General features: G+C 61.5%; 12 protein-coding genes. 5 read left to right on the top strand and 7 right to left on the bottom strand.

What is annotated here, in order from left to right:
• Positions 1 to 36: 36 nt before the first annotated feature.
• The 4 genes from FHX76_RS07660 to FHX76_RS07645 are packed head-to-tail and all read right to left on the bottom strand — an operon-like array spanning position 37 to position 4713.
• Entirely contained in the window at positions 37 to 882 is an 846-nt protein-coding gene (locus FHX76_RS07660; protein WP_167149489.1) for a class II fructose-bisphosphate aldolase, read from the bottom strand.
• Complete coding sequence (locus tag FHX76_RS07655) at positions 879 to 2327, bottom strand: GntP family transporter (protein ID WP_167149487.1); 1449 nt, start codon at positions 2325 to 2327, stop codon at positions 879 to 881. The genes FHX76_RS07660 and FHX76_RS07655 overlap by 4 nt, the downstream gene beginning before the upstream one ends.
• Before the next feature lie 26 nt (positions 2328 to 2353).
• On the bottom strand, positions 2354 to 3250 hold the full coding sequence (locus FHX76_RS07650) for an NAD(P)-dependent oxidoreductase (RefSeq protein WP_167149485.1): 897 nt from the start codon (positions 3248 to 3250) through the stop codon (positions 2354 to 2356).
• A gap of 35 nt (positions 3251 to 3285) precedes the next feature.
• Positions 3286 to 4713, bottom strand: a complete 1428-nt coding sequence (locus FHX76_RS07645; RefSeq protein ID WP_167149483.1) for a four-carbon acid sugar kinase family protein — start codon at positions 4711 to 4713, stop codon at positions 3286 to 3288.
• A gap of 121 nt (positions 4714 to 4834) precedes the next feature.
• On the opposite strand from FHX76_RS07645, the gene FHX76_RS07640 reads away from it, so the two are divergent.
• Positions 4835 to 5242, top strand: coding sequence for a hypothetical protein (locus FHX76_RS07640; protein ID WP_167149481.1), 408 nt, complete (start codon positions 4835 to 4837; stop codon positions 5240 to 5242).
• Between the two features lie 33 nt (positions 5243 to 5275).
• Here the strand turns inward: FHX76_RS07640 and FHX76_RS07635 are convergent, their stop codons facing one another.
• From FHX76_RS07635 to FHX76_RS16705, 3 genes are all read right to left on the bottom strand, one after another.
• Positions 5276 to 5764: a hypothetical protein gene (locus FHX76_RS07635; RefSeq protein WP_167149479.1), complete on the bottom strand. Its 489-nt coding sequence runs from the start codon at positions 5762 to 5764 to the stop codon at positions 5276 to 5278.
• Between the two features lie 75 nt (positions 5765 to 5839).
• Entirely contained in the window at positions 5840 to 6580 is a 741-nt protein-coding gene (locus FHX76_RS07630) for a leucine-rich repeat domain-containing protein (protein ID WP_167149477.1), read from the bottom strand.
• The gene (locus FHX76_RS16705; RefSeq protein ID WP_167149475.1) at positions 6577 to 7617 is read right to left on the bottom strand and encodes a leucine-rich repeat domain-containing protein; all 1041 of its coding nucleotides are present in this window, start codon (positions 7615 to 7617) and stop codon (positions 6577 to 6579) included. Before FHX76_RS16705 ends, FHX76_RS07630 begins: the two co-directional genes overlap by 4 nt.
• A gap of 354 nt (positions 7618 to 7971) precedes the next feature.
• Here FHX76_RS16705 and FHX76_RS07620 point away from each other — a divergent pair, with 354 nt between their 5' ends.
• From FHX76_RS07620 to FHX76_RS07605, 4 genes are all read left to right on the top strand, one after another.
• Positions 7972 to 8511, top strand: coding sequence for a CGNR zinc finger domain-containing protein (locus FHX76_RS07620; protein ID WP_167149473.1), 540 nt, complete (start codon positions 7972 to 7974; stop codon positions 8509 to 8511).
• A 524-nt stretch (positions 8512 to 9035) separates the two neighbouring features.
• Positions 9036 to 15293 carry an Ig-like domain-containing protein gene (locus FHX76_RS16700; protein WP_167149471.1) on the top strand — a complete coding sequence of 2086 codons (6258 nt, stop codon included), beginning with the start codon at positions 9036 to 9038 and terminating at the stop codon, positions 15291 to 15293.
• A gap of 79 nt (positions 15294 to 15372) precedes the next feature.
• A complete protein-coding gene (locus FHX76_RS07610; RefSeq protein WP_167149469.1) occupies positions 15373 to 16644 on the top strand; it encodes an RNA polymerase sigma factor in 1272 nt (423 codons plus the stop codon).
• Positions 16645 to 16925: 281 nt separating this feature from the next.
• Entirely contained in the window at positions 16926 to 23201 is a 6276-nt protein-coding gene (locus FHX76_RS07605) for an Ig-like domain-containing protein (protein WP_167149467.1), read from the top strand.
• Positions 23202 to 23236: the final 35 nt, after the last annotated feature.

The following is a 23236-nucleotide window of genomic DNA, read 5'->3' as shown; positions in this document are numbered from 1 at the left end:
ACTGCGGATGCGCGCCCACCCCCGTCGTCGTGCGGCTTAGGCGCGGCTGTCGAGCCGCGCGAGCGCGTCGACGGTGAAGGCCGTGACGGCCGCGCGCCAGCGTTCTTCGAGCGCAAACACATTGTTGCCGTCGAGCTTCGACTGCTCAAGCTGTGCCCCGAGCGTGGCAAGCACCGTGGCGCGCAGCTCGGTGTTGATATTGACCTTGCCGATGCCTTCGCTTGCCGCTCGCTCAAGGTCGCTTGCCGGCAGCCCCGACGCACCGTGCAGCGACAACGGCGCGGGGGTCAGTGACCGGATGCTGGCGATGAGCTCCCAGTCCAGCTGTGGTTCCCCTTTGTAGTGCCCGTGCACGTTGCCAACGGATGCTGCGAGCAGGTGGGCGCCGGATGCTGCCATAAATGGGGCGACGAGCGCGGCATCCGTCTTACCAACCGATTCGACCTCGAATGATCGATCTTCGTCGCCCTCGATGCTGCCAAGTTCTGCCTCGAGGACAATTCCGGAGCCCTCGGTTGCCCTTCGGACCGTTGCGACAAATTCCGCGTTCTCTTCCATACCGAGTTGTGAACCGTCAGCAAGAACGGAGTCAACTCCCACATCGACCGCGCTCAGGATGACGTTGAGGTCGGTAGCGTGATCGAGTTGCACGGAGACTGGCACGGTTGCCGCGTCGGCGAGGGTACGGAGAGCCGCGATAAATCGCAGCCCGGAGGAGGTAGCAGCGGTCTTTGGTGTGACAAGCAGGATGACGCCGTGCCCAAACGCTTCTGCCCCGGCAACAACGCCCTGTGCCGTTGTGAAGTCGTAGCAGGTGAGCGCGGGAACCGCCGCGCCCTCGGCTAGGCGGGTGCGGACGAGGTCATCGAGGTTGGTTCTCACAGCCCGCCTCCGGTGAGGAGGAAGATGACCCAGGTAATCAGGAAGCCCGCCAGACCGAGGATCGTTGTGAGTACCGTCCACGTGCGCAGACCGTCTGCGACCGTCAGGCCGAGGTACCGGGTGACAATCCAGAATCCCGCATCCGTGACCATCGAAAGGCCGAGGCCACCAAAGCCGACGGCGACTGTAATGAGCGCAACCTGGAACGGCGTGTAGCCGCCCGCCTCAACCGCGGCGGCCAGCAGGCTTGCGGTGGTCACGATTGCGACCGTTGCTGAGCCCTGAGCGGCGCGGAGAATGAGGGTGAGCACAAAGCCGAGGAGGATGAGCGGCACGCCAAGGCCGTCAAGCGCGGTCGCGAGGGCCGTGCCAATCCCGCTGGTCTGGAGGACGGCTCCAAAGACCCCACCGCCGGCAACAACGAGCAGGATAGAAGCGATGGGCGGGAACGCCGATTCGAAGACCTCGTTGGTGCGCTGCAGTCCCCAGCCCCTGCGGACCGGAAGCGCGAAGAAGGCGATTGCCACGGCGACGAGCAGGGCACAGACTGGGGTTCCGATGAACACGGCAAGGTCATTCGCAAACGTGCCGGTTGGCAGGGTGAGTGAGAGGACCGTTCCAACAAGGATTTGCACGATTGGGATGGCGATCAACGAGATGATGACGCGTGGGCGCGGAGGAGCGATCACATTGCCGGTCTTGTCTGTTGTGGTGATCATCGTGCTCGCGGTGCCAAATTCGTTCATCTGAGCGGCCACGCTTGGGGCAAGATCGTAGTCGCGACGGTTCATGATGCTGGAGACCCAGTAGCAGAGGAATCCAAGCACCGCACAGATCGGCAGCGCAACAACGGTTACGAGCCCGATGTCGGCACCAAACAGGCCAGAGCCAGCGACGATTCCGGGGTGAGGCGGAACGACGACGTGCACCGTGAGCATGAGACCAAACATGGGAAGACCAAATTTAATCGGGCTGAAACCGGCGATCTTGCTGAATGCGTAAATGATGGGGACCATCACGATGACGCCAACCTCAAAGAACACGGGGATTGCGACTAAGAAGGCAACAATCGTGAGGGCGACAGCGACGCGCTTTGGCCCAAACATGGTCGTGAAGTGGTCGGCGAGGCTCTGCACGCCGCCAGACACCTCAATGAGTCGGCCGAGGATCGCGCCGAGGGCGATGATGATCATCACCTTGCCCATTGTGGAACCGACGCCGCTCGCAATCAGCGGGAAGACGTCAACGAGCGAGATGTTCGTCGAGACGGCAACGAGGATGCTGACAAACAGCAACGAGACGAAGGCGTGAATCCGAAAGCGGATGATCAGAACGAGGAGCACGGCGATGCCGGCGGCGGCGATGGCAAGAAGCCATCCCGTTTCGAGCTGGGTGGTTGGCGCAATTGGCGCTGCTTCTGCGAAGCGCGAAATGATGCTGTTCATGGGGGAGTCTCCTGGCCGCGGCCTGGTTAGTTGTTGGTGGTGTGTGGGGCGATGGCGGTAATGACGGCGGAGTCGTCCTTCGCGGAGAGTCCCTGAGCCTTCCCGATGAGGTAGAGCTGTTCGGCCGCAGCGGCAACCGGGGTAGCAAGTCCGGCAGCGCGTGCGGCCTTCCCAACGATTCCCATGTCTTTGACGAAGATATCAAGTCGGCTGAGCACCTCGGCTCCGTCTTCGTCGTAGGCCTGCAACATGCGGGGTCCGCGGTTGCCAAGCATGAAGGATGCGGCCGCGCCCGACATGAGGGCGTCGAGGGTTGCTGCTGGGTCGAGTCCGAGCGATTCCGCAAGCGCAAGGGCTTCGGCCGCCGCAGCGATGTGCACGCCGCAGAGCAGCTGGTTGACGGTCTTGAGTGCCTGGCCGTCGCCGGCCTTGTCCCCAACAACCGTGAGGGTTGATGCGAGCAACTCAAGCACCGGTGCTGCCGTTGCGCGTGCGGCGGGAGACGCCCCAACCACGATCAAGAGGTCGCCCTCGCCCGCGCGGACCGGTCCGCCGCTGAGCGGGGCGTCAACGAGTTCAACATTCGACGCTGCGAGGCGCGAGGCGACAGAGGTGATGCCATCCATTCCCACCGTGCTGGTGAGAATAACAACCGAGCCAGCCGCGAGGGAACCGGCAATTCCAGCCGCACCAAACAGGACATCCTCAAGTTGCGCGCCGTCGCGAACCGCGAGCAGCACCGCATCGACTCCGGCGACGGCATCAACGGCAGAGGTGAAGGGCAGCACGCCGGCTTCGACGGCCAGATCGAGTCGCGGCTGCGCGATGTCGAAGCCGTGAACGGTGAGCTGGCTCGTGAGCCGGGTCGCCATTGGCAGCCCCATCGCGCCGAGGCCGAGGACGGCGACTTTATACGTAGACATAGGTGTTCTCCTTGGTGGTGTGCGTATGGTCAGAACTAGGGTGCGGTCAGGGTTGTGACAACGGCCGCGAGGGAATTGTCGTCACCAACGTTTCCGGCGAAGACGATGTATGGGATGCCGATGGCAGGTCCGTCAACTGGCTCCCACAGCGAGACGATGCCAGGCAGCATTGGTCCGCGGACGATTGCGTGCCGGATGCCGAGGCCGTGCGTTGCGACGTCGCTTGAGGTGATGCCGCCCTTCGCGATCACAAACCGAGGCGGCTGCGCTGCAAGGGTGTGCTGAACAACCGAGATGAGGGCAGCGGAGACCCGGCGCGAGATGCTGAGGCTCTCGTCTGGATCGTCGGTCCGCTTGAGCGTCCTGCTCGTGTGCACGATGACATCGCCGTTGAGGAGCTGCGAGGAAACCGTGTGGGATACGTCGGCGAGGTAGGCCTCGGCCGTTTCGGTTGCCAGCACCTGCTCGACGTCAATCTCGATGGTTGTTGCGTCGGGGCGCTCCGCCGTGAGCTTGGCAAGCTGGCGGGTGGTGACGCCAACGTGCGAGCCAACAACGATGAGCCCACCAGCCGAGGCGGGAGCTGCGGCATCGGCGGGGTAGATCTCCTCGCGAAGGAGGGGAGCCTTGACGTCCTGGCCAATGCGTGCGCGAACAAACGGTGGGCCGACGCGGTAGAGCAGTTTCTTGCCCCGGGATTCCGCCTCGATGAGGCCGAGGGAGAGCAAGCGAAGATCATCCTCGCTCACGGCGTCAGCCACGATTGGTGTCGAATCGGTTGCTTCGCTGATGGCCTCAGCGATGAGATGTGTGCCGCCGCGGATGATGTCGAGCGTGAGCTGGATGACCTGCTCCGATTGGAACCGTCCCTCCGATTTTTCCTGTACCCAATCGGGGAGTGACGACGAGGCATAGCCAAACGTCGCGTCCTTCGCGAACTCCGTTCCGGCAACTGGCGTGAGGGTCTCGCCAGAGCGCATGTAGTGGATGCCGCCGATAGTGACGCGGCCCGCATCCGGGAACGCTGGGACGATGACAACACCGTCGATGTGGGTGCCAGACGTGTCGGCGAGGGTCTGCGCGATGACGTCGGTTTCGAGGGGGTAGTGCCCGCGAAGGGTTGAGTCGCTTCGGCTGACGAAGATGAGGGCAGCGCCGCTGCGTTCGGCGGATGCCGTTGCGTTCGCGACGATCTCTTGGTTGCAGCGGGCCGCATCCGTCTCGTCGAGGCTGCGGGTGTTGGTGAGCACGTAGACGGCTGGTGCGTTTTGGGCAAGCGCCCAGTCGAAGTCGGCTTCGTCCCAGTGGGTCAGTACTGGGAGGTTTGCCACCGATTGGGTGCCCGTTGGGTCGTCGTCGAGGACAATCAGAATGGGGGCGTTGGCTGGCTGGGCGTTGCGCACGTCATCCGCCGACAGTTGAACTGCCTCCGGGTACCCTGCGAGTGCTTGCTGTTCGTTCATGTGAACTCCTTTGTTGCCTTTTGCCTAGCCTGCCTGATATCAGCTATCAGATAGCATATATCAGGAGATTCGACTGTCAAACTGCCGAAGCGAGGCGGATAGGCCGTGGCATACTTGCCCCATGACAGATGTGACGTGGCCACGAGATCGTTACCTGAACGTCCACGGCGCTCTCGACGAGCTGCGAACTGCCGAGATCGCCCGTGAAGACGACGTGTGTTGGGCAGAGATCATGACGTTTGAGCTTGAAGTTTGGTTTCCCTTTACTCCAGACGAAGAGGGGCGGCCGTTGTTGGCCGGAGTTGAGACCGCGCTTGGTGCCCTCAACGAACTCGACAATGTTCTGCAGGCTGAACTCGAAGCAACCGCAAGCGAGAGTCTCCTCGCGCCGGCAAATTTTGTCTTTACTCCTGCGAATCTCACGCTCGGTGAGGACGGCTCCCTCGAAATCGGTTATTACGGTGACCACGTGAACTCAGAGTTTGTCGCCGTATTTCGCCCGGTCGACGGCGGTTGGCAGCGGGTGTAGGGACACCGTGCAGGCACGACACGCTGACCCGACTTACCGCGCGGGCTCGACCTCGTGGAGTTGCTGCAGGTAGCCGTGCCTGTCACGCGGAAAGCTGCTCGGTTCGCTCGCGATCCTGGAAGCATCCAGCACATGGGCCTGCTCAAACGTAACCGGATACTCTGCCCCGTCGAAGAGCATTCTCGCGGCACGCAATGCCGATGCATACGTTTCATCACCGCAGCGATAACTCAGCCGGATGATGCTGAGCTGGTCGGTGTGGTCGTGAAAGAGATCGAATGCCAGCAGCTGAGGGCCATGCGGCTGGCGCAAGAGATATACGTCTCCCGTACCGGCGCGAGGGGAGGAATCGAGGTGTGCTCTGGCAAAACGATCAAGATCGTGGGGGAGGCCAAGGGCGGACGCGAGCTGATGAAGGTTGGTCGACGCGGTGGGAACGTCAGCATCACCGTCAGGCCCCCAATCGAGCAGATCAGTGAGCGAGACCTGCAACTGGGTCCATTTGGGAACAAAGACGGCCATGCCAAAATTCTACGTGCAGGCTCACCTCGACGCCGGAATCGACACTGATCCTGTGTGCGTGTGCGTGTTGCCCTGTCAGTCACTCCTGATGAGCAGGTCGTCTCTCAGAAGCTCCGGCGGAAGCGTGGACGCAAGGTCGCTGTTGATAGAGAGATCAGTCAACTTCGGCAACCCGATGAGCGGCGTCAGGTCGGTCACCGCGGTGTCGGAAAGGATCACCTTGGTGAGGTTCGCCAGCCCCGCGAGAGGCGAGAGATCGGCAACGGGCGTGCTGAAGAAGCTGAGTTGCTCAAGGCTGGTGAGGTTCCTGAGCGGGGTGAGGCTGGTGACTCCCGTTTTCCAGAAAGTGAGGTGAGTGAGGTTTGTGAGGCTGTATATCGGGCTTAACGTTGTCAAGTTCACGTCATCAAGCTGGAGGCTCTCAAGAGTGGTGGCTTTTGCAAGATCATCAAACACAACAACATGCGATTCGGCGACATTGAGTGTCGTGAGATTGGGCAGCGCTTGAAGCCCCGCGAGTGTTGTCAGCGCTGATTGGTTTACCGTGAGCGATTCTAATCCGCTCAGCACCGACAGATCGTCGAAGGAGTAGACCGTCATCGAATGACAGGTGAGGCTCGTGAGTTGCTGCACATCGGTGACTTCCGGATGATCGAGGAGCGCTTCCTGGATGCAATCTCGCCAATCCCGATCAACAACCTCTGCCGGGATGCTTGGTGTAGCTGTGCCCTGGCCAGCGCAGCCGGAAACGAGCGCGGTCAGTGCGACAGCCGCGAGCCCTAGCCGGACGTGGGCAGGCCTTATCTTGGCGGTCACGGTCGGAAGAAGGTGTCTGGGTTGTTCACAATATGGAGGTGAGCGAGCGGGCTGAGGTCGGTGATGGGGGTTCCGGAGAGGTCGAGCCAGTCGAGGTTGGTCAGTTCGGCGAGTGGGGTGAGGTCGGTGATGGGGGTTCCGGAGAGGTCGAGCCAGTCGAGGTTGGTCAGTTCGGCGAGTGGGGTGAGGTCGGTGACATTTGTGAAGCTGAGGTCGAGCGAGTTGAGCTTTGTGAGCCCCGCAATCGGCCGCAGATCTTCTACGGGTGTCTCGCTCAGATCCAACCAGTTGAGCTCGCTGAGCTGTGTAAGGGGTCCAAGATCGTTGATGCGGGTGTTCACAGCGGAGAGACCCCTGAGCGAGACAAGCTCTCGTAGCGGTTCGAGATCTGTGACGGTGCTCTCGTTCAGGTGGAGGAAGTCAAGCTGCGGGAGGTGCGCGAGGGGCCACAAGTTCGTGAGGAGCGTGCCAGACACGCTGAGCGTGCGGAGGTTGCGGAGTTTTGCAAGCGGTTCAATGCTCCGCACCTGGGTGCGGTCCAGATTGAGGTTCTGGAGATTCTGTAGCCCCGCGAGTGGAGTGACGTTGGCCACCTCTGTGGTGCTGAGCTCAAGCCGACGGAGCTGCTTGAGTCCGGTTATCGCTGAAAGCTCGTTCACGAGTGTGCCAGACACAACAAGCTCGGTCAGTTCGGTGAGGCCCGAAATGGGCGTGAGGTCACTCACCTTGGTGTTGCCGAGGTAGAGCTTTTGTAGCTTGACGAGTTCCTTCAATGAGCCAAGACTGGAAACGCGCGTCTCCCAGAGGTCGAGCGTGACGAGGTTTGGAAAACGTCGCAGATCCGTGAACTGGAAATTCTCCGTTCGGTAGACAAGGCTCAGTTCAGTGACCTGGTTTGGTCGTGAGCCGCCGACGCGGATCGGCACAGGCGCAAGGGGGTTGGCAGCCGCGGCCTTTCGCTTTGACCAGTATCGGGCAAGCACAATGAACTGGACCGCGATGATTGCGGGCCAGATGAGTGCTGTTGTGGTGTTCACGAGTTGCGGGCTTTCTGATGGCCGCTGCCGTGAGGCAGCATTGGGTCGGGAAGAAGACGGAAGCAGGGCTGAGATTCTGTGCCCGCATCCGTTAAGGAGTGGTTCTTGCTCGATTACTTACGTCGGCTGGCCTGTGAGGACGCTCTGAGGCAGAAGAAACTGCTGAGGCGACGAGTTGAACGCGCCGTGCCTGGCACGATGAGGTGCATCTGTAGTACACCACGAGACCCTGTGAGGTGGGATGGGATGATTCGGTTTGCCAGCGGTGTTCGTGGAAGGTATCTGAATCATCGGTGGTGAGGGCGCATTCTGAGGTGTGAGGTGTCATAGGGACAACTCTGATGTAATGGTCTTATGCAACTCAACCCTTACGGCGAGTATGCCGTGCTGCTCGCGGCATCCCTCGCCAACGATCCTCCTGCCGATCGGGCGGAGATCATTGCGCGCACCCGCACCTTTGGCATGACCATGAGCTTCGTGCCGGAACCAGGGGACCACGCGCTCGTCACAGCAGCAGTGAACGACTGGCTGACGGTTGTGGACGCCGCAGACCCACAGCGCCGGGCTGAGATCCTCAACACGCAGATGGCAGCGGCAGCGGCCTATCCTCGGCTTACTGACCACGATGACGAGGGCTGGCACCTGCACTATCGCGATCAGAATCAGACCCTCGCTCACGTCTTGCGGGCCGTCTTCAGCGTCGGTACGGCGCTCCACCTGACGACGCGAGGGATGCAGCGACTCGGCCGTTGCGCCGCTGGATTCACAGCCGGGGATCCGTGTCGCAACGTTATTGTGGACGTGACGCGCAACGGGCGCCAGCGGTACTGCTCCGTCCGCTGCGCCAACCGAGCGGCAGTGCGCAGGCACCGTGCGCGCCGCCACCAGAAGTAGTTTGGAACCTGCAAACCGGTGGCGGCGTGGTGGCCGGCACAGCGTTTCAACTCTCTGCCGGCCACACCAGATAAGACGTCAAACGAGCGAAAATATTACGCCCGTGTCACGCCGGGTGTGTTCCGCACACGCCGCCTCTGATGACGGCGATGAGACGAACGACCTTTGCCGGTCAGCGCGAGGACGCAAGCGGATCCCGCCGGCGTACGGGCGGCTAAAAATGTTGATGCATAAAAAGGTCAGCTTTGTCTCGTATTCTTTAACGTGTGACACGATGAACGAACGCGGATCTCGCAGGGGAATACGAGAACCGCAGCGTCGCCAAACTGATGTGTTGGGGAACCATCAGAAAGAAATTCTCGAACGCGTGCAATTCTGCGAGTAGGTCTGCGTCTCTTAACGGAGATAGGACAAACTGGGGCAGCACTTTGGGGGTGCTCCACAGCGGATAGCCGGTGGCCTCACTTGGGTCAGCGCCGGTCGAGCGGGTGCCGCAACTCGCAGCGAACTAAGGGGATACAACCGTGGTAACGAGGAAAACTAGGGGCAGGCTCGAAGGAGCTACCGGCCCATCAAACGAGGGCAACGCCAGACGGACTGCGAGTGCGCGCTGGTCGACGCTTGCGATGGTCCTCGTAGCCGCGCTCGCCTTCGGCACCCTTCCCGCGAGCCCAGCGGCCGCGACCGCAAATCCCTTTGGGCTTGCCGTGCAAAACGGTGGCTTGACCACGATCTCTACGTATACGGATGTTGTGTCGTTTGAGGTGCAGCTCTCGCTCCCATCCGGCACAGCGGTTAAGGCGGGGGCTGTGACACGGCTCGTGCTCGATCGCTCCCTCAAACGCACCAACAACGGCCAACTCCCAACCGGCGCAACGGCGCAAACCTGGGACGAACAGCACAACACCCTCACCGTGACGTGGGGTGCGCTCACCGCGGGGTCTGTGTATTCGTCAAGCATCAACGCGGTTCCCTCCGCGATTGCAACGGTTTCTGACACGTATCAGGCAACTGCCACCACAACAGGTTTTGCGCTCGACGGCACCCCGCTCGTGCAGACGGAATCGAGTACGCCACTCACCGTGACGGGGAACACCATTCCTCTTGAACTGAAGGCAGCCCATCCTGGGAGCTGGGCGAGCGGCGTCGGCGGAGACAAGCTGCGGGTCTACCCTGGCACCCAGTCCAACGCCAGCTATCCTTTTTTTCGGCCGGTTGGCGAACGAACAAGTTTTACCAACCTGCAGGTGGTCACCAACTGGGGCGTCACGAGCGGAGCCGATCTGCCGCTCCCGCGAACCTGGGCCACACTCGGTCCAGACCTCGTTGCGAACCTCAACGAAAAGGCCAGCAAGACCGTCGTGCAAAACGATGACATCGCGAGCATTTACGCCTACGGTGCATGGAACGCGGATACGCAGCTCCAGTTTCGAGCCAGTGTGCCGGCCACCGCAACACCCGGCACCTATTCTGTGCCCTACCGCGTGGTTGATGTTACCGACGAGGCAGGCCTGGTAACGACCGTTGTCTTCTCAGGCATCTTCACCGTTGTTGTCCCCGTTCCAGATCCCGTCACGATGACATTCACCGCAAACCAGGGCTCCGCAAGCGTCGGCCAGGGCAAAGTCTTTGACTGGACCCAATCGGTTGCAACAAGCGTTCCCGCCGGCCCGATCCAGAATCTCACCGTGACCGCACCCATTCCCTCCACCGTCATCCTGAGGGGAGTCGGCGGGGCGTTTGGCGGCCCGAGCAGCAGCAACGGCATCAAGAAAGTCGAATACACAACTGCGACTGACCTCGCGGCAGCCACCTGGCAAACCCTTCCCCTGAACGGCGGAACGAAGGGTGCCGTGACGCTAGCAGACCCGACAACCATCACCGCTGTCAGATACGTCATTACTGATATCACGCAGCAGATGACGCTCAACTATTACGGCATGAGCCTGACCCTCGAAGCAAAAGCTGACGTTGCGGCTGGAAGCGTCATTCAAGTTGGCGTGAGCGACGTGAGCTATCTAGACCCTGTCTCCGGGGCAACAAGCCTCATGGTCGGGCCTGCTTTTGGCCGCTCAGTGCCGGTCGTTGCCAACAGCGCTGCCGCGCCGAGCCTCGCCGGTGGCGTCGGCGACGCCGGATACAGCGGGAGCGACTTTGGCAAAACGTTCACCAACGGCAACTCGCTCCTGTCTAAGCTCTACGTTGGTTCGGATGGGCAGAACCCCATCGAGCTCCCGTACCTGTTTGTTATTTCGCCGAAGGGAACGAAAGCAACGCTTGGCTCGCTTGCCAACTGCTCTCCCTACAACTGGCTGAACGTCAACGGCTGCACGTACGGCATCCCGCAGACCTACCCACAGAGCGCGTATGTCACTGGCTCAACGACCCTCGCCGACGGGTCGGTGCTGACCTACGCAAAGGCGACCTCCGGCCAGCTGAGCGGTGGCAAAGCTGGCCTTTCGGTGCTGCACGCCCAGCTGCAGCTCCAACTGTTGAACGCGCTGAGCGGTCAGCACAACGTGCTTGTTGGCATGGGGTCAACCGCGCAGAACGGGCTGTCCCCATCCGCGCTGATCAGTGGCTCAGACACGCTCAGGTCGCTTACCGACAGTGGCTCCTTTGGAAGCTACCAAGCCGTTGGAAGCGAGGCAAGCGCAGCCCTCCGAGGCCTTGGCATCACTGCCGACAGCGCCGTCATGGGCGAACGCTCGTTTGCTGTTTCGCCCTCGACCTCCGTTGGTTCGGTGACCACGATTAAGGGCTCAGAGGATGCCTCCGGCATTGTGCAGGGTTCCGGTACGGCGACCGCTCGCCCCGGTGGCTCGGTGAGCTACACGGTTGATGTCTCAAACACGGGTTCACTCGACTACCAGAACTTTCAGTTCATCGATGTGCTTCCTTCCATCGGCGATGGCTTTACCCTCAACCCCGGCGTTCCGCGCGGCTCGGCCTTTGACGTGAAGCTTTCTGGCAACGTCAAGGTGCTGATCAATGGGGCGCCGTGCTCAGGCGCCGTGGTCGAGATCACGTCATCGCCAACACCGGCTCGCTTCGACAGCGCAGGAAATGACGTTGCCGGGGATGCCTGGACGCCTTACACCGGAACGGCAGCCGGGGCGAAAGCCATCAGGGTGACGCTTGCGAGTGGCATGAAGTTTCAGCCAGGAGACAAGATTACGCTGTCGTTTGATGCCACCGTTGCGTCGTCGGCGCCTCGTGACGGCTCAACCGCCAACAACACGGTTGCCTATCGTTTTCAGGCAGGGGCAGGCAGCTGGATCGCCGCGGAGACGCCAGCCGTCCCCGTAAAATCCTCGGCACCGGCGGGGGACACGGAGCTGTCTGGCATCACCGTTCTTGACCTTGCGGGCGGGAGCGCCGCACAGGGCATCAACGGGGCAGGGGTTTCGCTTCAGCTCTACAAGATGGTCTCGGGAACCCCCGTTGCTGTCGGCGCTCCGGTGACCCCAAACACCGACGGTGGCGTTGAGGGGGTCTTCGCCTTCATCGGGCTTGAGCCAAACCTCACGTATAAGGTCAAGCCGATCTCAACCAACGGCAATATTACGGTTGCCGATTCGGCCCTCGACGCTGATGGATTCCTGCGGTACTCGGCAGTCTCTGACGCAACGGCAAACGGTTCAGAAGACACCTCGCAGTATGTTGGGTCGTCGTCGTTTACCGTTGGAGACAAGGTCGGGGTGACCAAATGGATTCGAGACCTTCGGGTACCGCTCGTTGCCAAAACCACGGTCTCGGGAAGCCTGCAGCTCACCGATACATCGATCACGCCGATTGTTGCTGGGGCAGGCTCGGCGGCAGCCCCCTATGTGACCGACTTCACGGTCGCGCTCATGAAAGGTGGCAGCACGATTGCCTCAACCACAACCAACGCGGCCGGCGCCTTTTCGCTGTTGAGCATCCCCGATCTTGCCAAGGGTGATTACACCCTCGCGATTTCGGCGCCAAGCGGTCGCGACCTTGTCGCTTCCCCACTCAACAACGGCGCCGTTTTTAGCGGTGCCACGTTGCCGGGAGAAGATGCCGAGTACCAGCTTGTTGCGCTGCATCCGGGAACCGGCGCGGCAGGAATCGCTCTGTACTACACGGATACAGCCGCTCCAGTGGCAACCGAGCCTGCGCTCAGCGGCGGGGTAACCGTGGCGTCGCTTCGCTACAACCCACAGTCCGCCGCGCTCGCCGGAAGCGACGTTGGCACCACGATCACCGGTTACACCTGGACCGTGCTTGATGCTGCTGCAGCGAGCGTCGCGACCGGAACCGCAGTTGCCGGTAGCGATGGCACGCAGCGGATAACTTTGCCGGGTTCGCTTGCCGATGGCGCGTACACGCTTTCGGTGACCGCGACTGACCTGGTCGGGAACGTTTCTGCCCCAGCGATCAGCGGATATGCGATTGACCGCACGGCTCCCGTCCTGTCAGGGGAGACATCCGTCACCTTTGCGAAGGGTGACGAGCCGGCTCCCACCGGTTCCCAGGGATGGATTGACCTCTTTGCGGTGACCGCGCAGGACGGAGGCTCCGGCCTCCCCGTCTCCGATGGGATCACTGTCGACGCGTCGAGCGTCGACCAAACGGTCGCAGGCACGTACACCGTGACGTTCACGGCGACGGATGCCGCTGGTAATACCTCAACCGCTTTCGAGGCGGAGTATGTTGTCGCGTATGTTGCCGATCCGACGATCGTCCTTGGCGCCACTACCGCGTTTCACGAGCTTGGCTCGGCAACGCCAACGGACGAGGCAGCGGTGAAAACCCTGTTTGGCGGAGTGACAACTGCTGCGAGTGGGGGAGCGAGCGTCGCGAGCGTCACGGTTTCGACCGGCGACGTTGAGTATTCGGTTCTCGGCAGCTATCCGGTGGTATTTACGGTGACCGATTCGCTCGGGTACACGGCCGAGGTCACGGGCACCCTGACCGTTCGAGACACGATTGCGCCGCAGATAAGCGTCACGACTGAGTCGATCACCTACGTGGAAGGCGACGCGCAACTCACGGATAACGCCGCGATGATTGCCGCGTTTGGGGCCGTTGCGACCGATTCGGGTTCTGGAATCGCGAGCTTCAGCGTCGACGCCGCTGCGGTGGACTACAACCGCGCCGGTGCGTATGCGGTGACGTTTACCGCTACGGACTCGGCTGGCAACACCGCGACACAGACGGTGACCTACACGGTCGCCTTCGCCGGGTCTCCTTCCGTGCTGCTTGGGAACACTCCTGCCACCTACGAGATGGGCGACACCCTGCCAGCGAACTCTGCCGAGTGGGTCGAGCTGTTTGAGGCCACCGCGTCAACCGCGCCGGGAACCACTCTCGTCTCGCTCACCGCGAACAGCAGCGCGGTCGATGCGACCACGCCGACGGCAGCTGGCTACGTTGTGCGTTTCACCGCGACCGACTCCTACGGAAACACGTTCACCGCTGACGGCATGCTCGTGGTGGCCGATACCAAGGCACCAACCGCAACGCTTGGAACGGCATCCGCTACCCATGCCCAGCGTGAACCTGAGACGCCATTCGGCGTGGCAGACTGGCTGGCCCTGTTTGCCGTGACGGCAAAGGACACCACAGGAGGGAGCGGTATCAATCAAGATGGATGGGCGGTGACAGCGGGCGTGAACTTTGCGGTCGCCGGAGAATACCCCGTCGAGTTTGTGGCAACCGACATGGCCGGGAACGTGTCAGCGACGGTCACGGCGACCCTCACCATCCAGGCCCCGCCGACTGATGCCGCGGTGAGCCTCTCGGTCGCCCAGGATAGCGGAGTAGCACTCGACCCCAGTGCACGCAGCAGCACAACGGGAACGTTTGCGAAGCTCACAACGGCCGATCTCCAAGCGCCATCGGCCCGCGGCAGCGTGGAACTCGACAACCGGGGCGGCGTGACCTATACGCCAGCGAGGGATTTCTCTGGCCAGGAAACGCTTGTGGTAACGGTCACTGACGATCTCGGTCAGACGGCGACCGTGACCTACACGCTCACGGTGGTGCGGAAAGGCAAGCTCATCACCGAGTTCCTACCCGAATATGCTGTTCCCGTTGACGGTGCCGTCTCGATTCCGGTCGCCGACGTCCAACGCGCCGTCGACGTTGTTGGGCTGAGTGTTGACGAGATCACGACCCCTGATGGCTTCGCCGGCACCGTGACGCTCGACGGCGATACGGTCAAGTTTGTAACCGACGGAACCATGTGGCACGGCGACGAGAGCTTCAACGTGTCGCTCAAAGATGGTCTTGGTCAAGTCACGACGGTTCCCGTATCGATGCACGTGCTTGCCCCAGCGATCGCCCTTGACCGGGTAACCGGTTATGCGGGAACAACAGAGGTGACCGTGACCGCGAGCGGCCTCGTTGCCGGCAACAAATACGGAGTTGAGCTGCACTCAACTCCGCTCGTGCTCGGATCGATCACCGCGGATGCCGCAGGCTCCGGCCAGCTCACAACGAGTATCCCCGCGGATGCCGAGGTTGGTTCCCACACGATTGTGCTCGTCAATGACAAGCAACAGCACCGAGGTAGCCTGGCGTTTGACGTTCTACCCGTCAACGATTATTCGACCGGTGACAAAACTGTTGTCGACGGTATGGGCGACAGTACGGTTGACACAGGAGCACTCTCGATCACCGGCTCGGGCGTGATGTCTGTTGCCGTCTGGTTCGGTCTCGTACTGCTGATCGCTGGCCTGCTTGCGCTCCTCGCCGTCAGGCGCAGGGAGCACACCGCAGACCGAAGCGGACAACAAGAAGAGCGGTGGGGGTAGTTCCCACGGCACCGTGAGAAGAACGGTGTAGCCGGCGCTCGCAGCGCCTGCTACACCGTTTCTTGAGTTTGGAAAGCTAATGGAGAATAACGAACAGGTTTTTTCTGCGGGTCTCTTAGAAGATCAGGAGCTCCTTCGCAGGCACAGGGACGGCGACCCAGCCGCCTACGGCTTGCTGTACACAAAATACCAACCGCTGGCCTACTCAACGGCGCGTAAATACACAAGCACCCGTGACCAGGCAGACGACCTCGTTCTTGAATCATTCACTCGTATCCTGGAAACCATTGGAAGGGGCAAAGGCCCAACCGTGTCGATGGGGCACTACCTCATCTCGACCATCCGCAACGTTGCGGCATCGAACGGACGACGAGAGCACAACGAGTTAGCCCTCGACCCGCAAGACGTTGCGCAGCTCTACGAGCGTGACCAGTTTCACGACGCGGGCAACACCGCTGGCTGGGTCACCGAAGCGTTTAACGCGCTTGGCGAACGTTCGCAGCAGGTGCTCTGGTACCGGGTTATTGAACACCTGCCGTCAAAGAATATTGCGGCGGTACTGGGGATCAGCGCGGCAACCGTCACTCGGACCTATCAGGCGGCGGCCCTAGACCTCCGCACTCGGTTTGTCACCGTGTCGCTTGCCGCGTCGAGCGACCCGGAGTGCCGCCCGTTTGGGGTGCTGCTGCACAACGTCGCTCGGTCGCCGAAGCGGGCAAAAACCCTCCTGAATGATGAGGCCTTTCGCGCACACCTCGAGTCGTGTGCGCACTGTCAGAGCATTGTTTCGAGGATCGGCAGCTCTGATCGTGTGCTCCTGTCGCTCGCGTTTCTCGCTGGCCTTGGAGCGCTGGCGACGCAGGCGCTAGAGGCCACGTCGGTTCCGGCATCCGCCGCCAACGTTGGCTTCGCTGCTTGGGGAGTTCCCGCAAAGATTGCGCTGGTTGCGACGCCACTGCTTGGCGCTGTGGTCGTTGGCGCCGTGGTGCTTGGCGGGATGCTGTTTGCCACGCCGCGAGCGGAAAGCGCACAACTGGTCATTGGTGATCTTGACCCCGGAACTACCAAGACGCTGCTGCGCGTTGGCGAATGTGCGCTCGTGAGACAACCGGTTGACAACACCAGCGAGGCCTGGACCCTGACCTCGGCAGGCGCCGACTGCAACGTTCGCGTTGCCTACGCGCCGTTGGCAGGTTCCGCTGGGCACACAACCGGGCGCGAAGGAACGCTGCTCGACACCGAATCGTCGAGCGGAGTGAGAACGCTCGAAATCGCTCGGCCTGGCAGCTACACGGTTCGGCTTTCGGAGGGGTCGGAAACGCGCGATCTGGTGGTTTCTGTCGTTCAGTGAACCATGTTCGACGGAACCGGCCGCGGCCGAACGGTTGAGTCGCTGTCCAGTTTTGTGTATTAACCTGGTGTCATTGAGATTGGCAAAAATTCTTTTTGCCAGAATGAAATCTTTGGGGAACGATTCAGTCTTAATGCGTGAACAAACATGAGGGGCTTTGTTTGCAGCAGTATCCGCAGGCTTGCGGATCACCGGCTTTGCCCGTGAAAACGCGTGCGATTCGTTCAACCGTGGACGCGCTGCCCTTGATGCATTGAAGACATCTACGAAAGCGAAACCAAATGAGCAGCAACACTCCGACGCGGTTCGGACGTACTCGTGACTCTGTGAGCGGCGGTGGGCATGCCGGAGAACGGGGACGCACGTTCGCTCGGCGCCCGCTGTGGTCGTTGATTGCGGGGGCTCTTGTTGCGGTGTTGCTCACGAGCGGGTCTCCGGCGAGCCCCGCGTTTGCAGGGGCTAACGATTTTGGGCTTTCGGTACAAAATGGGGGCGTCACCACCGTTGCCGCCTACTCCGATGTTGTGCCGCTTGAAGTGCAGATCTCGCTTCCGGCCGGAACCGCGGTGAAGGCAGGGGCCGTGACCAAGCTGACGCTTGATAACTCGCTGAAGCGCACGAACAACGGCACCCTTCCAACTGGGGCAACCGCTCAATCATGGGACGAACGCTCAAACACGTTGACGGTGACCTGGGGCGCGCTGAGCGCAGGAACCGTTTACGGCGCGACCGTAAACTCAACCCCGTCTGGCCGGGCGCAGAATACTGACCTCTTTCAAGCAACAGCAGTCACGACCGGAACAGCCACCGACGAGACACCTCTGAGCCAAACCGCAGTGAGTAACCCCATCACCGTGACCGGAACGACGATTCCCGGTGCTATGCCGCAGCCGCAGCCGGGTCAGTGGACGGCAAATCCGCATAACTATTCGCTCTACGCCGGTAACTACGCGATCCAGTGGCCGTCATTTGCGCAGACCGGCGGGGTCAAAACGGCGTTCCGTAACCTACAGGTCGCGACGTATTGGGGCGTGCCAAACGGCGCCGACGAGGTGTTGCCACGCAGCTGGGCGACCGACGGCCCGCAGATGGTCAACGAGGGCGTCTTCCAAAACAAGACTGTTATTCAGAACGACGCGACGGCCAGGATTGTTGCCTACGGCGCGTTTGGTGGCAACACCGTTTCCGGCCTGACCACCAGCAAAGTCACGGTTCCAGCAGACGCCGCGCCTGGCACCTATTCCGTTGCGTTTCAGATCCTTGACGATGTTGACGAGACCGGGAGCGAGAAGACGGTGGTCGCGACCTCCTATCTTCGGGTTGTGGTGAAGACTCCTGCCGCCGTCACCACCGGCTATAACGCCACATCAGGTTCGAATCAGGTGGCCGCCGGCGATGTCTTCGATTGGGGCCAGCGGCTATCGGTCGGGGCTCCAGCTGGCACCGTCAAAGACTTCACGGTGACTCTCGCCATTCCCGACGGGCTGACACCGCGCGGTTTCAGCTCGTGGTTTGGGTACAACCTTGGCTCGGCAACAACCAAAAGCGTGCAGTACACAACCGATGCAGTGGTGAACGCCTCGAGCACGTGGCAAGCGCTGCCGATGAGCACAAGCGCGGTTGCCGGCGCAATCACGCTCGCAGACCCAGCCGTTATCACCGGCATCCGGTACACCGTCAACAACTTTGCGATCGCCTTTGACGGCTCGATGAGTGGCGCCTCTCTCACGCTTCAGGCCGATGACAACCTCGCCCTTGGTACGGTGCTGCCGCTCGCAACTGAGTCGATTACGTTCCTCGATCCTGTTGCTGGGGAGACAACGCTGACGCAGACGGCAAGTTTTCGAAAAAATGTCACGATTGTGGCCGCGCCAACGTCACCGCCCCAGATCGAGGCATCAGACACTCCGCAGGGAAACGGCTCGGTCAGCTTTGGGCAGACCTATGCCAACGGCAACAGCTTTGCGAGCAAGTTCTTCCTTGGCTCTGACGGTGCAACGCCGCTTGCACAACCGTATCTGTTTGTTGTTGTGCCAAAGGGAATGACAACCACGGGCCTCTCCGGTGAGGTCTGTAGCCCAATGACCTGGGCAAACCAGGCGAGCGGTTGCTCTGGGGGCTTCCGCACAACGTATCCGGTGACGAGCAATACCAACGGATCTCGGACGCTGTCAGACGGCTCAACGCTCTACTACCAGCGCTATACAGTGGGCAGGCTCGCCTCTGGGCTCATGGGGTTGCAAGAACTGCATTCGACCACAACCTTCCAGCTCCGGAATCTGCTTGCTGGGCCGCAGAATGTCCTGGTTGGCATGGGGTCAATGACACAAGACTCGTTTACCGTGAACGCCGCGAGGAACAAAAACGCGGCGTATTCGGCGAAGACGCTTTCCGACCCGGCCTCCTACGGCTCATACGCTGGCATCGGGGACGAAATCAAGTCGGTACTTGGTGAGCTTGGCATCACCTCGGATCACGCGCTCATGGGCGAACGGGACTTTGGGGTTTCGCCCTCGACCTCGGTCAGTTCCGTCATGACCATCAAGGGGTCGGAGGATGCCGCAGGCATCGTGCAGGGCAACGGCGCGGCAACCACTCGCCCAGGAGGAACCGTCAATTACACGGTAGACGTATCCAACACCGGCTCGGCCATCTACAAGAACTTTCAGTTCATTGATGTGCTCCCAGCGCTTAACGATTCGTATATCTTGAACTCGGCATCCCCCCGAGGATCGGCGTTTAACGTCAACCTCTCTGGCAACGTGAGTGTTGTTGTCAACGGAGTTCCATCCTCAGGGGCGATCGTCGAGTACTCAACGAGTACCACGCCGCAGCGGTTCGATGCCTACGGTGAAGACGTTGCCGGCGATGCCTGGCTGCCCTACACCGGCTCGTCCTCCGGGGCAAAGGCGTTGCGGGTTACGCTCGCGAGCGGGGTGAATTTTAATCCGGGAGACAAAATAACCCTGTCGTTTGACGCGACGGTTCCTGCCTCAGCCCCACGTGACGGTTCGACGGCGAACAACACTATTGCGTACCGTTTCCAAACCGGTATCGGTCTGAACGCTGCGGCCGAGGCCCAGGCAGTTCCGGTGAAGTCGACGGCACCAACGGGAGACACCGAACTCTCGGGGCAGGCCTTTGTCGATCTTGACGGCGACGGCATCCAGGGAGCAGCTGAGCCAGGACTCAACGGCTCTGGCGTATCGCTCCAGCTCTACAACATGGTCTCGGGAAACCCCGTTGCTGTTGGTTCACCGGTTACCCCAAACGCAGATAACGGCGTTGACGGCGTCTTCTCCATGATCGGCCTTTCCCCCAACGCGACCTACAAGATCAAGCCAATTTCGAGCAACCCGAACGTCACTTTTCCCGCGTCTGCCGTCGATTCCAACGGATTCCTCATCTACTCGCAGGTAACGGATGCCGCGGCAAACGGCAACCAGAACACGGCGCAGTACGTTGGATCGTCTTCGTTCAGGGTTGGCGACGCCGTTGGCATCGCAAAATGGATCAAGGACATCAGGCTGCCGCTGCTCACCACAACAACCGTGTCAGGAAGCTTGCAGCTTGCCGACGTGAGCAACACGCCACTCGTTGGTGGCGCGGGCTCGGCTGCGGCCGCCTATGTAGCTGGCTTCACCGTCACGCTCAAACAGGGGAGCACCAAACAGGCAAGTACCACAACCAACGAGGCAGGGCAGTTCTCGCTTCAGGGCATCGAGGGGCTGACCCCGGGGGACTACACGCTTGTTTTCACCTCCCCGAGCGGCCGCCAACTTATCGGCTCAGGCCTGAACAACCCTGCCGTGTTTAGCGGCGCAGCAACGAGCGGTGCGGAGGGGCGCTATGCGCTCAACGCCCTACAACCGGGAACTGGAGCAACGGGGGTGAACGTGTACTACACCGAATCCACCGCCCCGCTCGTTGACAGCGTGAGCCTCATCGGAGCCGTTGGCGTAGGGGGAACGGCCTATAATCCTGCCGCGGCCACTCCGGTCGGCAGCGATGTTGGGACCGAGATCATCCGCTACCACTGGTCGATTCTGGATGCTGCTGCCACGCCAGCGGCTTCGGGCACGGCGCTCGCGGGGGCCAGCATCCCCATCCCTTCCGGCCTCGGCGACGGCGCGTACACCCTCGTGGTGACGGCAACCGACCTCGTCGGAAACGTCTCTGCGGAGGAGCGCAGCTCGTTTGCGGTCGACCGGACCGCGCCGTCGATCTCGAGTGCAGCATCAACGGCCACCTTTGTGAAGGGCAGCCCTGCAGCGCCCACAACCGCACAGGGGTGGATTGACCTCTACGGCGTCACAGCGACGGATGTCGGCTCCGGGCTTGCCTCCGCTGGCGGAATCACGGTTGACGCGTCGGCGGTTGATCCCACAACGGCCGGAACCTCGTCGGTGACGTTCACCGCGAGGGATGCGGTTGGCAACACCTCTGCCGTGTTCACCGTGACGTACACGGTTGCCTACGTTGGCGATCCGAGCATCACCCTCGCACGCAACACCGCCTTCCTCGAATTGGGCTCGTTGGCGCCGGTCGACGATGCTGCCTGGCAGGAGCTTTTTGGCCCCATTACGACCTCGGCCGGAGCCGGAGCGACCGTTATCGGGGTTGCTGTTGACGCCTCGGCCGCGCGCCCGACGGAGCTTGGAAGCTCTCCAGTGCTGTTCACCGTCACCGACTCACTTGGGTACCAGACGGTTGCGACCGGCTCGTTGGTGGTTCGCGACACCACCAAACCGACCATCACCACAACGACAAACTCGCTCACCTTCCGCGAAGGCGACGACAGAATTACGAACGACGAGGGATGGATCGAGGCATACGGAGCGGTTGCCGCCGACAGTGGCTCTGGGGTGAAGAGCCTGACCGTTTCAGCATCGGGCGTCAACTACGACGCCGGCGGGACGTATCAGGTGACCTTCACCGCCGAGGATAACGCTGGCAACATCCAGGTCGCGACCGTGACGTACACCGTTGCCTTTGCCGGCGCCCCGAATGTTGTGCTCGGTAAGGCCTCAGTGACCTACGAGATGGGCGACACACGGCCTGAGACCGCCGCAGACTGGATTGATGCGTTCGAGGCAACCGCAACCACCGCGGCTGGAACGACGCTGAAATTGCTCACCGTCGACCGCAGCTCGGTTGACTTCACCACGCCGTCAACCGGCTACAGCGTCACGTTCACCGCGACAGACTCGTACGACAACACGTTCACCTCAACGGGCACCTACGTTGTGCAGGACACAACAGCGCCACGCGTGACGGTTGGAACAACAACCGCAACGCACGCGAAGCAGCAGCCAGAGCATCCGTTGACCGTTGCCGACTGGCTGAACCTGTTTGACGTGAGCGCGCGGGATACGACCGGCGGCACCGGAATCGACGATGCTGCCTGGTCAGTGGTAGAGGGCGTGAACTTCACGGTGGCCGGAGACTACGCGGTGGAGTTTGTTGCCTACGACCGCGCAGGAAACGCGTCACAGACGGCGACGGCGACGCTGCGCATCCAAGCCCCGCCAACGTCAGACGTCGTTGGGATGGATGTGGCTCAAAACAAGGCGGTGACCCTCGACCCCGCCGGTCGCAGCGACACAACCGGGTCACTGCGTGCGATCACAACTGCCGACCTCGGCGAACCGTCCGCAGGCGGAACGCTGATGCTCAATTCGGCAGGCGGCGTGGAATACACGCCGGCACAGGGCTTCTCCGGCGAAGAAACCGTGAGCGTTACGGTCGTTGACGACCTAGGCCAAACCGGCCTCATCGTCTACACCTTCAACGTTGTCCGTGCTGGGGCGCTGATCGACGGTCGCCTTCCGGCGTACGTCGTCCCGGTCGACGGGACGGTGAGCATCCCGAACGCTGACATCTTGCGTGCCGTTGATGTCGCGGATCTGAGCATCGAGCATGCGAAGACACCAAACGGCTTTGTCGGAAACGTCAGCAAGGACGGGGACGCGTTCACCTTCGCAACGGACGGCAGTGCGTGGAGTGGAGAACAAACGTTCACGGTGACGGTGACGGATGCGCTCGGCCAGACGGTTGACGTTCCGGTGGCCATACACGTGCTCGCGCCCTCCTTCAGCGTTGACCTGCCAAACGGCTACGCCGGGACAACCGAGCTCTGGATGAGCGCAACAGGGCTCATCCCCGGCAAGCCGTACCGCATTGAACTGCATTCAACGCCGCTCGTGCTCGGAACCGTGACAGCTGACGCAAACGGAGCAGCAGAGGCGGTCTCGATCGTTCCCGCCGCTGCAACCGCTGGCGGGCACCAGGTCGTGCTGCTCAACGAGGCAGATCAGCCACGCGGAAGCTCAGCGTTTGAGGTGCTTGCGGTTGGCGGACCGGGCGGAGGCGTTGCCGACGGTAAGACGGTCGATCAGGGAGCAACCGCAACCACAACAACAGGACAGCTGTCTGTGACCGGAACCGGTGGATTATCCGCTGCCGGAGCGACGGGTTTGCTGGTGCTACTCGCCGGTGTGTTCGTGCTGCTTTGGACGCGCCGACGCCATGAGACAACTACATCGCGGCGCTCCTAGTGGGCGCGGCATAACGGAAGAACACCGTGTGAGGG

Source organism: Lysinibacter cavernae (genome assembly GCF_011758565.1).
GTDB classification, from domain to species: Bacteria; Actinomycetota; Actinomycetes; order Actinomycetales; family Microbacteriaceae; genus Lysinibacter; species Lysinibacter cavernae.
This window is presented reverse-complemented; position numbering and strand designations above follow the sequence as displayed.